The sequence below is a fragment of the Duganella sp. Leaf126 genome, assembly GCF_001423125.1.
Classification (GTDB): Bacteria; Pseudomonadota; Gammaproteobacteria; order Burkholderiales; family Burkholderiaceae_D; genus Rugamonas.
Map to the genome: position 1 here is coordinate 192,770 of NZ_LMNW01000001.1, position 12,580 is coordinate 205,349.

13 protein-coding genes are annotated in these 12,580 nt (G+C 65.0%); 9 read left to right on the forward strand and 4 right to left on the reverse strand.

Going from position 1 to position 12,580, the window contains the following annotated elements; all coding sequences use genetic code 11:
- Positions 1-157 precede the first annotated feature (157 nt).
- The 3 genes from ASF61_RS00690 to ASF61_RS00700 all read left to right on the forward strand — a co-directional run bounded on the left by ASF61_RS00690 (position 158) and on the right by ASF61_RS00700 (position 4,946).
- Positions 158-1,705 carry a tetratricopeptide repeat protein gene (locus ASF61_RS00690; RefSeq protein WP_056150110.1) on the forward strand — a complete coding sequence of 516 codons (1,548 nt, stop codon included), beginning with the start codon at positions 158-160 and terminating at the stop codon, positions 1,703-1,705.
- 291 nt (positions 1,706-1,996) lie between these two features.
- Positions 1,997-3,721, forward strand: coding sequence for a type IV-A pilus assembly ATPase PilB (gene pilB / locus ASF61_RS00695; protein ID WP_056150112.1), 1,725 nt, complete (start codon positions 1,997-1,999; stop codon positions 3,719-3,721).
- 10 nt (positions 3,722-3,731) lie between these two features.
- On the forward strand, positions 3,732-4,946 hold the full coding sequence (locus ASF61_RS00700; RefSeq protein WP_056150116.1) for a type II secretion system F family protein: 1,215 nt from the start codon (positions 3,732-3,734) through the stop codon (positions 4,944-4,946).
- Positions 4,947-4,949: 3 nt separating this feature from the next.
- Here the strand turns inward: ASF61_RS00700 and ASF61_RS00705 are convergent, their stop codons facing one another.
- Positions 4,950-5,336, reverse strand: coding sequence for a hypothetical protein (locus ASF61_RS00705; protein ID WP_056150118.1), 387 nt, complete (start codon positions 5,334-5,336; stop codon positions 4,950-4,952).
- A gap of 167 nt (positions 5,337-5,503) precedes the next feature.
- Here ASF61_RS00705 and ASF61_RS00710 point away from each other — a divergent pair, with 167 nt between their 5' ends.
- The 4 genes from ASF61_RS00710 (at position 5,504) to ASF61_RS00725 (ending at position 8,027) form a co-directional block, all read left to right on the forward strand.
- On the forward strand, positions 5,504-6,379 hold the full coding sequence (locus ASF61_RS00710) for an A24 family peptidase (RefSeq protein WP_056150122.1): 876 nt from the start codon (positions 5,504-5,506) through the stop codon (positions 6,377-6,379).
- The gene (coaE, locus tag ASF61_RS00715) at positions 6,376-6,981 is read left to right on the forward strand and encodes a dephospho-CoA kinase (protein ID WP_056150125.1); all 606 of its coding nucleotides are present in this window, start codon (positions 6,376-6,378) and stop codon (positions 6,979-6,981) included. Before ASF61_RS00710 ends, coaE begins: the two co-directional genes overlap by 4 nt.
- Before the next feature lie 107 nt (positions 6,982-7,088).
- A complete protein-coding gene (zapD, locus tag ASF61_RS00720) occupies positions 7,089-7,844 on the forward strand; it encodes a cell division protein ZapD (protein WP_056150127.1) in 756 nt (251 codons plus the stop codon).
- A 9-nt stretch (positions 7,845-7,853) separates the two neighbouring features.
- Positions 7,854-8,027, forward strand: coding sequence for a DNA gyrase inhibitor YacG (locus ASF61_RS00725; RefSeq protein WP_056151172.1), 174 nt, complete (start codon positions 7,854-7,856; stop codon positions 8,025-8,027).
- Positions 8,028-8,050: 23 nt separating this feature from the next.
- Here ASF61_RS00725 and ASF61_RS00730 read toward each other — a convergent pair whose 3' ends face one another.
- The 3 genes from ASF61_RS00730 to argJ are packed head-to-tail and all read right to left on the reverse strand — an operon-like array spanning position 8,051 to position 10,571.
- Positions 8,051-8,461: an NUDIX domain-containing protein gene (locus ASF61_RS00730; RefSeq protein WP_056150130.1), complete on the reverse strand. Its 411-nt coding sequence runs from the start codon at positions 8,459-8,461 to the stop codon at positions 8,051-8,053.
- The gene (locus tag ASF61_RS00735) at positions 8,458-9,333 is read right to left on the reverse strand and encodes an ATP-binding protein (protein WP_056150132.1); all 876 of its coding nucleotides are present in this window, start codon (positions 9,331-9,333) and stop codon (positions 8,458-8,460) included. Before ASF61_RS00735 ends, ASF61_RS00730 begins: the two co-directional genes overlap by 4 nt.
- Complete coding sequence (gene argJ / locus ASF61_RS00740; protein ID WP_056150135.1) at positions 9,333-10,571, reverse strand: bifunctional glutamate N-acetyltransferase/amino-acid acetyltransferase ArgJ; 1,239 nt, start codon at positions 10,569-10,571, stop codon at positions 9,333-9,335. The genes ASF61_RS00735 and argJ overlap by 1 nt, the downstream gene beginning before the upstream one ends.
- A gap of 318 nt (positions 10,572-10,889) precedes the next feature.
- Here argJ and ASF61_RS00745 point away from each other — a divergent pair, with 318 nt between their 5' ends.
- Together ASF61_RS00745 and ASF61_RS00750 are read left to right on the forward strand one after the other, a co-directional pair.
- Positions 10,890-12,110 (forward strand): hypothetical protein, encoded by a 1,221-nt coding sequence (locus tag ASF61_RS00745; RefSeq protein ID WP_056150138.1) that lies wholly within the window; start codon positions 10,890-10,892, stop codon positions 12,108-12,110.
- Between the two features lie 13 nt (positions 12,111-12,123).
- The gene (locus ASF61_RS00750; RefSeq protein WP_056150139.1) at positions 12,124-12,534 is read left to right on the forward strand and encodes a hypothetical protein; all 411 of its coding nucleotides are present in this window, start codon (positions 12,124-12,126) and stop codon (positions 12,532-12,534) included.
- Positions 12,535-12,580 lie beyond the last annotated feature (46 nt).

Consider the following 12,580-nt stretch of genomic DNA (forward strand, 5'->3'; position numbering starts at 1 on the left):
GCGTACTTTCGTACGCTTGCGCTACTCCCGACGATAGCGAACCGCTCGCTACGGTTTCTGCGAGGTTCCCGGATAGGTTCGTACAAACCTGCTGCGCGGCCCGCTATCGCCGCTACGTTCGCAACCTACTGCGCCGCTGCGGTAAGATGCGCGCACCATGACTGTATCCGATTCCCTGATTCCTTCCCTGCTGCGGCAGGCCGTGCAACTGCAGCAGCAAGGCCAGCTGCCGCCTGCGCAAGCGCTGTACCGGCAGGTGCTGGCGCTCGATCCGCGTCAGTTCGATGCCTTGCACCTGCTGGGCGTGATCGCGCGCCAGCAGGGTGACACGGCAGCTGCGATCGACCTGATCTCGCAAGCGGTTGCCATCGATGGGAGTCAGGCCAGGGCCCACGCCAACCTCGGCGTGGCGCTGATGGACGCGGGCCGCGTGCACGATGCGCTCGAGAGCCACGAACGCGCCATCGCGCTGCAGGCCGACTACGCCATGGCGTGGAGCAACCGCGGCAATGCGCTGCGCCAGTTGCAGCGGCACGAAGAAGCGTTGCGCAGCTACCAGCGCGCCGTGGCGTTGCAGCCGAATTATCCGGAAGCGCATTGCAACCGCGCCATCGTGCTGCAGGAGCTGGGCCGGTACGCCGAGGCGCTGGACGCTGCCGAGGCGGCGCTCGACCTGCGCGAGCGCTACGCCGATGCCTGGTTCGCGCGCGGCAATGCCCTGCATGCGCTGCACCAGCTGCCGGACGCGGTGGGCAGCTTCGGGCGCGCCATTGCCCTGCAACCGCAATGGGCTGCAGCCCACAGCGCGCTGGGCGCCAGCCTGCAGCGGCTGGGCGACTTCGACGCCGCGCTGGCCGCCTACGACCGGGCACTGGCGCTGCAGCCGGATCACGCGCTGGCCCATTATCATCGCGGCAACACGCTGCGCGCGCTGGGCCGGCGCGACGATGCCGTGGCTGCCTACCGCGCGGCGCTGGCCCATGGCGACGATCCGCAGACCATCGCCTTTGCCCTGGCCTCGGTCGGCGCGGGCGACACCCCGGCCACGCTGCCGGGCGACTACGTGCGCACGCTGTTCGACCAGTACGCCAACCATTTCGACCAGCACCTGACCGAGGTGCTCGGCTACCGCACGCCGGCCGCGCTCGACAGCCTGATCCGCAGCAGCAGCCATCCGCAAGGGCCCGACGGCCACACGCTCGACATCGTCGATCTCGGCTGCGGCACGGGCCTGTGCGGTCCCTATCTGCGCGCCTGTGCGCGTCGCCTGGACGGCGTCGACCTGTCGCAGCAGATGCTCGATAAAGCGGCCGTCCGCGCGTTGTACGACACGCTGTCCTGCGCCGACCTGGTGGACTACCTGTCCAGCCGGTACCGCAGCTGGGATCTCGCAGTCGCCGCCGACGTGCTGGTCTACATCGGCGACCTGGCGCCGGTCTTCGCGGCCGTCCACCAGGCCCTGCGCGATGGCGGGCGCTTCTGCTTCTCGGTGGAAGCCGGCGCAGAAGGGGGACCGGACTACGCGTTGCAAGCGTCGAACCGCTACGCCCACACCCTGCCCTACCTCGACCGCCTGGCCGGCGCCAGCGGCTTCACCATCCTCGCCACCGACACCATTATTGCCCGCGAAGAAAACGGCACCCCGATCACTGCCCACATCCTGCTGCTCAGCAAATCTACATCGGGTCAGTCCCTGACGCCGTAACTTAGGCAGCCTCCTGGCTGACATGTCGACGCATTTCGCAGAACTTGGGTACCCGCCTTCGCGGGTACGACGGATTCTGCCCCGACGTTGCAAAGCTGAAATGACAATGTAGAAGGATTGTTACGGGCGATGCCAGCAAACGGGGCTTTGTGTCGTGCGGTGACGGGGTGCTGTCACGGCAGAGGTACAATCGGCGCAATCATGGGCCCGCGCGCTTTACAAAGGATGTGCCGAAAGGCATGATTCAGCAGGGCAACTGGGTCGCCCTCCTTCATCCTGTTGGAAGCAGCCATGGCAGCAGTCTTACCGAATACCGTTGCAATGCCAGGCCTGGCGCGCGCCCTGATGCAGGCTGGCCGCCTGTCGCCGCCGCAAGCCGAGGCGCTGCACAAGAAAGCCCATCACGAAAAGCAGCCGTTCATCGACGTGCTGCTGGCCAGCGGCGCCATCGATTCGCGCGCGCTGGCGACGTTTTGCGCCGAGACCTTCGCCTATCCGCTGCTCGACATCGCCATGCTCGACATCGAGGCGCTGCCGGCCAAGGCCATCGATGCCAAACTGATGCAGGGTCAGCGCGTGGTGGCCCTGGCCAGACGCGGCAACAAGATGGCAGTGGCAATTTCCGACCCCACCAACACGCAGGCGCTGGACCAGGTCAAGTTCCAGACCGAATCGACGGTGGAACCGGTGATCGTGCCGCACGATGCGCTGCTGCAGCTGCTGGCGCGCTTCGGCCGCAGTGCCGAGCAGAGCATTGCCGACCTGGCCGGGCCCGACACCGAATTCCAGTTTGCCGAGGAAGAGGAAGCGCCGGCCAGCGCCGCCGAGACCGCTGCAGCCAACGAGGTCGAGGATGCACCGATCGTCCGGTTTCTGAACAAGATGCTGCTCGACGCGGTGACCATGGGCGCCTCCGACCTGCACTTCGAGCCGTTCGAAAAATTCTACCGGGTGCGCTTCCGCGTCGATGGCGTGCTGATCGAACATGCGCAGCCGCCGGTGTCGATCAAGGACAAGCTGGTGTCGCGGATCAAGGTGCTGGCCAAGCTCGACATCTCCGAAAAGCGCGTGCCGCAGGATGGCCGCATGCGCCTGGTGGCCTCGCCCACTCGCACCATCGACCTGCGCGTGTCCACCCTGCCCACGCTGTTCGGCGAAAAGACCGTGATGCGCATCCTCGACGGCAGCCAGGCCCAGCTGGGCATCGACGCGCTCGGCTACGAGCCGGAGCAGAAGGCGCTGCTGATGGAGGCCATCCACCGGCCGTACGGCATGGTGCTGGTGACCGGCCCCACCGGCTCGGGCAAGACGGTGTCGCTGTACACCTGCCTGAACGTGATCAACAAGCCCGGCATCAATATCTCGACCGCCGAAGACCCGGCCGAGATCAACCTGCCGGGCGTCAACCAGGTCAACGTCAACGACAAGGCCGGCCTGACCTTTCCGGTGGCGCTGAAATCGTTCCTGCGCCAGGATCCGGACATCATCATGGTCGGCGAGATCCGCGACCTGGAAACGGCCGATATCGCGGTCAAGGCGGCGCAGACCGGCCACCTGGTGTTTTCCACCCTGCACACCAACGACGCACCCTCGACCCTCACGCGCCTGATGAACATGGGCGTGGCGCCGTTCAATATCGCCTCGTCGGTCACGCTGATCACGGCCCAGCGCCTGGCGCGGCGGCTGTGCGTGTGCAAGCAGCCGGTCGACATCTCGCCCGACCTGCTGGTCAAGGCCGGCTTCCGCCCCGAGGAGCTCGATGGCAGCTGGAAACCGTATGGCCCGGTCGGCTGCGAGCGCTGCAACGGCGGCGGCTACAAGGGCCGGGTCGGCATTTACCAGATCATGCCGATCACGCCGGCCATCGAGGCGCTGATCCTGGCCCACGGCAACGCCATGCAGATCGCGTCCCAGGCCCAGGCGGAAGGCGTCAAATCGCTGCGGCAGTCGGGGCTGCTCAAGGTCCGGCAGGGCATGACCAGCCTCGAAGAAGTGCTCGGCTGCACCAACGAATAGGACTGCACCCATGGCAAACCCCGGCAACCAGGTCAAGGAAAACATCTTCGCGTGGGAAGGCAAGGACAAGACCGGCAAGACCGTGCGCGGCGAGCTGCGCGCCGGCGGCGAGGCCGTGGTCAACGTCACCTTGCGGCGCCAGGGCATCCTGGTCACGCGGGTGCGCAAGAAAACCTACCGCAGCGGCAAGCGCGTCAAGGAAAAAGACATCAGCCTGTTTACGCGCCAGCTGGCCACCATGATGAAAGCGGGCGTGCCGCTGCTGCAGGCCTTCGACATCGTGGGCAAGGGCCATGCCAATCCGTCGGTGTCCAAGCTGGTGATGGACCTGCGCGCCGACATCGAGACCGGCACCAGCCTGAACCAGGCATTCCGCAAGTTTCCCCTGTATTTCGATGCGCTGTACTGCAACCTGGTGGCGGCCGGCGAACAGGCCGGCATCCTGGAAGACCTGCTCACGCGGCTGGCCATCTACAAGGAAAAAACGCTGGCCATGAAGGGCAAGATCCGGTCGGCGCTGATGTACCCGATCGCAATCCTGGCCGTGGCCTTCATCGTGACGGCCGTGATCATGATCTGGGTGGTGCCCGCTTTCAAGGAAGTATTTACCAGCTTCGGCGCCAACCTGCCCGCCCCCACCCTGTTCGTGATGGCGCTGTCGGAATTTTTCGTCAACTGGTGGTATGTGATCTTCGGCGGCCTGGGCCTGGGCATCTGGTTGTTTTTCCGTACCTGGAAACGCTCGGTGCCGATGCAGAAAGCGATGGACCGGCTGATCCTGCGGGTGCCCGTATTCGGCGAGGTGGTGCGCAAGGCAACCATTGCGCGCTGGACCCGCACCCTGTCCACCATGTTCGCGGCCGGCGTGCCGCTGGTCGAATCGCTGGACTCGGTGGGCGGCGCGGCCGGCAACGTCGTGTACGCGGACGCCACGCGCCGCATCCAGAACGAAGTGAGCACCGGCACCAGCCTGACGGCCGCCATGCAGAACGCCGACGTGTTCCCCAACATGGTCACGCAGATGGTGTCGATCGGCGAGGAGTCGGGCGCGCTCGACGCCATGCTGGGCAAGGTGGCCGACTTTTACGAGGAAGAAGTGGACGAGGCGGTCGCTTCGTTGTCGAGCCTGATGGAGCCGGCAATCATGGTCATCCTCGGCGTGCTGATCGGCGGGCTGGTGGTCGCCATGTACCTGCCGATCTTCAAACTCGGCTCGGTGGTCTAAGGCTCAGCTGCGCGGCGGGGTTGCCGCACCAGCGCCCCTGCCGGCGGGCGTGCGCAAGGCCTGCAGGCGCTGGCGGCCGTCGGCCAGCGCGGCGTCGCCCTGGTCGAGCAGCCGCTCGATGGCGGCGCGTTCGGCGCAGCCAGACGGCAGGCGCTGGCCCACGCTCTGAAAGCTCAGCAGGATGCCCTGCATGCCTTGCAGCAGCGCATCGTGGATGGCGCAGGCTTCGCGCTCCTGTTCGGCCAGGTAGGCCAGCTCGGCCTGCCGGGCCAGCAGGGCGCGCCGCGCGCGCATCGCCTTGCACCAGCGCTCGTAGGACAACACGCCCAGCAGCCATCCGGCCAGCACGGATGCCGTCAGCCACAGCCATGGAGGAAAATAAGTCGGCATCGGAGCTCCCACCGTATCAATGCTCTCACCTTGCCATTAACTTTTGGTGACGCCCATATCTCGTACGAGAGATAATCTGCTACATGACCGGGCAAAACCCACCGACAGGCTGCGCCCGTGCTGTAATATGCGCTGCACCCGACCATACCAACAATCCCTTCATTCCTATGCCACCGTCCCTGCTGTTCGCGCCCGCCGGCGAACTTGCCATCAGCCTCATCGCCGCGCTGTTCGGTTTGTTGATCGGCAGCTTCCTCAACGTCGTGATCCACCGCCTGCCGCAGATGATGCAGCGCGAGTCCGACAATTACTGCGACATGGAAGCCGGCAAGGCGCCGCGCCATACCAGCCAGTACAGCCTGGTGGCGCCGCGCTCGGCCTGTCCCCACTGCGGGCACCAGATCACGGCGCTGGAAAACATTCCGGTCATTAGCTGGCTGGCGCTGCGCGGCAAGTGCAGCCAGTGCAAGGCGCCGATCTCGCCACGCTATCCGCTGGTGGAACTGCTGACGGCAGCGCTGTCGGGCCTGGTGGTGTGGCAGTTCGGCAGCGGCTGGCAGGGGCTGGGCGGCCTGCTGCTGCTGTACCTGCTGGTCGCGCTCACCTTCATCGACTTCGACACCCAGCTGCTGCCCGACGACCTCACTTATCCGCTGCTGTGGGCCGGCTTGCTGTTCAATATCGACGCCACGTATGTCTCGCTGCAAAGCGCCGTGATCGGCGCGGCGGCCGGCTACCTGGTGCTGTGGTCGATCTACTGGCTCTACAAGCTGCTGCGCAAGCGCGAGGGCATGGGCTATGGCGACTTCAAGCTGCTCGCTGCGCTCGGCGCCTGGCTCGGCTGGACCATGTTGCCGGCCATCGTGCTGATGGCGTCGCTGGTCGGATCGGTGGTCGGCATCGTGCTGATGGTGCTGAACCGGCGCGGACTCGACTACCAGATCCCGTTCGGCCCCTACCTGGCCGCCTCGGGCCTGATCTGTTTCCTGTACCGCGCGCCGCTGGCCGATGTGAGCGGCATCCTGTACCCGGTGCTGCGATGACGGCGCGCCTGGCCATCGGACTGACGGGCGGCATCGGCAGCGGCAAGAGTACGGTGGCCGACCTGTTTGCCGCGCGCGGCGCCAGCATCGTCGATACCGACGCCATCGCCCACGACCTCACGGCGCCCGGCGGCGGCGCCATGCCCGCCATCGTCGCAGCGTTCGGCCCCGAGTTTGCCGATGCCAACGGCGCACTCGACCGCGCCCGCATGCGGACGCTGGCGTTCTCGGACCCGGCCGCGAAAGCCGTGCTGGAAGCGATCCTGCATCCGCGCATCCGCGACGGCGCGCTGGCTGCCGCCGCAGCAGCCACCGGCGCCTACGTGATCTATGCGGTGCCGCTGCTGGTGGAATCGGGCACCTGGCGCAGCAGGGTCGCGCGCATCGTCGCGGTCGATTGCAGCGAGGCTGTGCAGATCGCCCGCGTCATGGCGCGCAACAAGCTGTCCGAAGCGCAGGTGCGGGCCATCATGGCGGCCCAGGCCAGCCGCGCCGAACGGCTGGCGGCGGCCGACGATGTCATCGACAACAACGACGGCATCGACGCGCTGGCGCCGCAAATCGACCGGCTGCACGCCCGCTACCTGCAACTGCGGACCTGAATTTCGCCCGCAGCGCGCACGATGCTCCATGAGTATTTGTAATTTTGCTTCGCTTGCTTCAAAATTACGTGCATTGCTTGCAGGTCCACCCAGAGAGGGCTGTTATTTTGATCGTCTACGAATATCCTTTCAACGAACGCATCCGCACTTTGTTGCGTTTGGAGGATCTGTACGAGAAATTCCAGTTCTTTGTGCATCAGACCGACCCGATGCAGCACCACGTTGCCCTGTCCACCATCTTCGACATGCTCGAAGTGGCCGGCCGCGCCGACCTCAAGTCCGACCTGCTGCAGGAACTCGAACGCCAGCGCCAGACGCTGCTCGGCTACCGCCTCAATCCCAACGTGCAGTCCGACATGCTCGACGCCATCCTCACCGAAGTCGATGCGGTCAGCAGCGCGCTGGTGGCGGCGCAAGGCAAGACCGGCCAGAATGTGCGCGACAACGAGTGGCTGATGAGCATCCGCGGCCGCACCATCATTCCCGGCGGCGCCTGCGACTTCGACATGCCCTCTTATTACGCCTGGCAGCAGCGGCCGGCGGAGCAGCGCTACAGCGACATCGTCACCTGGTTCACCCCGCTGGTGCCGCTGTTCGACGCGCTGGGCCTGGTGCTGCGCCTGCTGCGCGACTCGGGTGCACCGGTCAAGATGATCGCCGTGGCCGGCAGCTACCAGCAAATGTTGCAGGGCAAGGTCTACCAGATGCTGCGCCTGACCCTCGACGAAAGCTCGGGCGCCATCCCGGAAATTTCCGCCAACAAGTATATGCTGTGGGTACGCTTTACCACCCAGGGCGGCGACCTCAAACCCAGGCCGCTGGAAGATCAGGTACCATTCGAGCTTACCCTCTGTAACTTCTGATGAAATATGATGGTCACTGTCGTCGCCTGCCCTACCTGTTCCACCAAAGTGGAATGGACGCCTGAAAACAAGTTTCGCCCGTTCTGCTCGGAGCGCTGCAAGAAGATCGATCTCGGCGCCTGGGCCGAAGAAAAATACGTGATCCCCGCCGCGCCGCCCAAGGACCCGCACGAGGAAGAATAAGGGAGCGCCAGCAGGCGCCCGGTTCAGCGGTCGAAACGCATCCGGTCGAGCCATTCGATCAGCGGGATGGTCGCCGGCAGCAACGGCGCCACGTCCACCGCGCCCTGCCAGGCAAAGGCCTGTCCCTCCAGCCCCTGCGGCGCGCCGCGCCAGTCGCGGCTGATGAAGAAATGCAGCCGCACGTGCGCGTGCGGATACACGTGCTCGACACAGCACCATGGCTCGGCGCTGACGATGGTCAGTCCCAGCTCCTCGACGAATTCGCGTTGTAGCGCCTGCACGATGGTTTCGCCGGGATCGACCTTCCCGCCCGGGAATTCCCAGTAGCCTTCGTAGGGTTTGCCGGCCGGGCGCTGGCCCAGCAGCACGTCGCCGTTGGCCTGCATCAGGATGCCGACCGCGACGTCGATCGGGCGCGTGGTCTGCCCGCTCATGGCAGCCGTCCCGCATAGTCCCTGGCAAACTGCCAGGCCACCCGGCCCGAGCGCGACCCGCGCTGCAAGGCCCAGCGCAGCGCTTCGCCCCGGGCATCGGTCACCTGCTGCGCCGTGCAGCCAAGCATGGTCAGCCAGTGATTGACGATGTCGAGGTAGTCGTCCTGCCGGAACGGATAAAAGGTCAGCCACAGGCCGAAACGCTCGGACAGCGAAATTTTTTCCTCGACCGTTTCGCCCGGGTGCAGGTCGCCATCGTTGCCGTGCTGGTAGCCGAGGTTGTCGGACATGCGCTCGGGCAGCAGGTGGCGGCGGTTCGAGGTCGCGTAGATCAGCACATTGTCGGACTGCGCCGCGATACTGCCGTCGAGCGCCACCTTGAGCGCCTTGTAGCCGCTCTCCCCTTCCTCGAACGACAGGTCGTCGCAAAAAATGATGAAACGCTCGGGGCGGCCGGCCACCAGCTCGACAATATCGGGCAGCTCGGCCAGGTCGGCCTTGTCCACCTCGATCAGACGCAAGCCGTCTTGGGCGAACTGGTTCAGGCACGCCTTGATCAGCGACGACTTGCCCGTGCCGCGCGCGCCGGTCAGCAGCACGTTGTTGGCCGGGCGACCGGCCACGAACTGGCGCGTGTTCTGCGCGATCTGCTGCTTTTGCGGACCGATGTGCTGCAGGTTGTCGAGCGCGATATCGGACACGTGCGCCACCGCCTGGAAATAGCTGGCGCTGCCGAAAGCGCCAGGCCGCTTGCGCCACCGGAACGCGTAGCCGTGCGCCCAGTCGGGCGCCGGAGGCGTTGCCGGCAGCACCGCTTCGAGCCGCGCCAGCACGTTCTCGGCGCGGGCCAGCAATTGTTCTAGAGAAGCCATCAGGAGCGGTAGTCGGCGTTGATGCTCACGTAATCGTGCGACAGGTCGCAGGTGTACACGGTGGCCGCCTGGTCGCCGCGCGCCAGCTTGACGCGCACCAGGATTTCACTCTGCTGCATCACACGTTGGCCGTCGGCTTCCTGGTAGGCGGGATTGCGGCCGCCGCTCTTGGCGACCAGCACGTCGTCGAGGTACAGGTCGAGCTTGCTGACGTCGAGGTCATCGACGCCGGCATAGCCGATCGCCGCCAGGATGCGGCCCAGGTTGGGGTCGGAGGCGAAGAACGCGGTCTTGACCAGCGGCGAATGGCCGATCGAATAGGCGATCTTGCGCGCCTCGGCCACGCTGGCCGCCTCTTCCACGGTAATCGTGATGAACTTGGTGGCGCCCTCGCCGTCGCGCACGATCGCTTGCGCCAGGAACACCGCCAGTTCGGTGACGGCAGCGGCCAGTGCGCGGTATTCAGGCGACTCGACCGAGTCGATCGTCAGGCTGCCGGCGCCGGTGGCGATCAGCATGAAGGAATCGTTGGTCGAGGTGTCGCCGTCGATGGTGATGCAGTTGAAGCTCTGGTCGGCCACCTGCCTGACCAGCACGTCGAGCACCGGCTGCGCCACCTTGGCGTCGAACGCCAGGTAGCCGAGCATGGTGGCCATATTCGGCTTGATCATGCCGGCGCCCTTGGAGATGCCGCTCAGCGTGACCGTGTGGCCGCCGATGGTGACCGTGCGCGATCCGGCCTTGGGCTGGGTGTCGGTGGTCATGATGGCTTCGGCCGCGTTGAACCAGTTGTCGGCCTGCAGACCGGCCACCGCTTGCGGCAGGCCGGCGATCACCTTGGCCGCCGGCAGCGGCTCCAGGATCACGCCGGTGGAAAACGGCAGGATCTGCGACGCATCGCAGCCCAGCTCGGCCGCCAGGGCCGTGCAGGTCTGGTTGGCCAGCGACAGGCCGAGCTCGCCGGTGCCGGCGTTGGCGTTGCCGGTGTTGACCAGCAGCGCGACGATGGGCTTGCCCGTCTCCTTGGCGGCCGCCAGGTGCGCCTTGGCAATCTGCACCGGTGCGGCGCAGAAGCGGTTCAGCGTAAACACGCCCGCGACGGTGGCCGTGGGCGCCAGCTTCATCACCAGCACGTCCTTGCGGTTGGGCTTCTTGATGCCGGCTTGGGCGTAGCCGATCTCGATACCGGCAACGGGTTTCAGGTCGGCGGCGACAGGCAGGGGGGAATTGACGGCCATATTCAGTGCTCTCGTGGGTGACGGGGAAGCCGTTATTGTAATCGCTGGCCGGGCAATCGGGGTTGGCCTGTCACGCGCGTCGCGATTTGACGTAACTGTTAAACATATAGTTTCAACAACATCGAAGTCCTCCCACATCGTATTGATTTCACTAAATTTTTCGCACAAAAACGACGGAACGTGGCAAAAAAATTAATTTTATTGCGAGTAATTCCATGCCGTAGGGCAATTTTGTTAAAATAAGCCAACGAATGCCCCATCCCCGCATCGCTCAGACACCGCAGTACCAGACAAACCAACAGCAAGGACAAGCACCTCATGAAAAAGCAACTGTTAGCAGCAGCGATCCTGGCCGCCATGGCCACGATGCAGGCACACGCCGGCGCCCTCGATGACGGCAACCTCACCATCAGCGGTTTCGGCACCCTCGGTGCTGCCAAGAGCAACAGCGACACCGCCCAGTACGGCCGTTACAACCAGGCCGAAGGCGCCGGCGACAGCCCGCGCCTGGGCGTGGACACCAACCTGGGCCTGCAAGCGACGTACAAGGTCAACGACTGGCTGTCGGGCACGGCCCAAGTACTGACCCGCAAGGGCCCGGAAGGCAACTTCGGCACCGAACTGACCTGGGGTTTCCTGAAAGCCAAGCTCAGCGATGAAGTCAGCGTGCGTGTGGGCCGCGTGGTCGTGCCGACCTTCCTGATCTCGGACTACCAGAACGTCGGCTATGCCAACACCATGATGCGTCCGCCGATCGAAGTGTATTCGCAAAATCCGATCGAAAACTCGGACGGCGTTGACATCAACTACCAGCACGCAGTCGGCGACCTCAACCTGACCGCCCAGGCCTTCGTCGGCGTCAGCCGCGGCAAGCTGTATATCGCCTCCAACACCAACCGCGTGGTCGAATACCGCGCCCCCGATGCCGGCATCAGCCTGACCGGTGAATACGGTCCGTTCCTGTTCCGTGCTGCGCACGCGCGCGCCGACCTGGAAATCAACGACCTCACCGTGCTCAACGCACTGGGCAATACCCTGTCCGCCGTCGGTTTCGGCAAGCTCGGTTCGGACCTGAACTTCAAGGGTGGCAAGAAAATCGCGTTCAGCTCGGTCGGCATGACCATGGACTGGAACAACATCTTGCTGCAAACCGAATACGCCCAGCGCCGCGCCAAGGAACCGGTGTACCTGGCCGACACCAACTCGTGGTACGCCATGACCGGCTACCGCGTGGGCAAGTTCGTGCCGTACTACGCGCACGCCTCGGTCAAGGGCGCGGGCAGCTCGGTCACGGTGCCGGCCGCCTTCGCGGCAGCCCCTGCAGCGCTGCGCGGCGCCATCAACTCGCTGCTGGCGTCGCAGGAACAGACCTCCGACCTGGTCGGTGTGCGCTGGGACGTCGCCAAGTCGCTGGCGCTCAAGGTGCAGGTGGACCGCGTCAAGCCGAAGGCCAAGTCGGGTTACCTGATCAACCCGCCGGCAGCCGGCACCAACAAAGACATCACCGTGGTCGCGGCCGGCCTCGACTTCGTATTCTGATCCTGGAGCACCTATGAACAAAAATATTATCGCAGCACTGCTGGTGTCGGCGCTGGGCGCCATGGCCCTGCCCGCTTCGGCGGAAGTCGTCGTCATCGTCAGCCAGAAAAACCCGGCCTCGCGCATGTTCTCGGAACAGGCGTCGCAGTTCTTCCTCGGCAAATCGAACCTGTTTACGCCCGTGGACCTGCCGGAAAGCTCGCCCGTCCGTAACGAGTTCTACCGCAAGGTGGCAGACAAGGACACGGCGCAGGTCAAGGCCCTGTGGTCGAAGCTGGTCTTCACCGGCAAGGCCACCGCACCGAAGGAATACGCCAGCGCAGCCGAAGTAAAAAAGGCCGTGGCAGCCGATCCGAAGGCGATCGGCTACATCGAGAAGTCGGCCGTCGATGATACGGTGAAGGTGATCCTGACGTTGCCGTAAATTGATGCAATGGCGGCCGCAACTGGAAACGGCAGCGGCCGCAGTG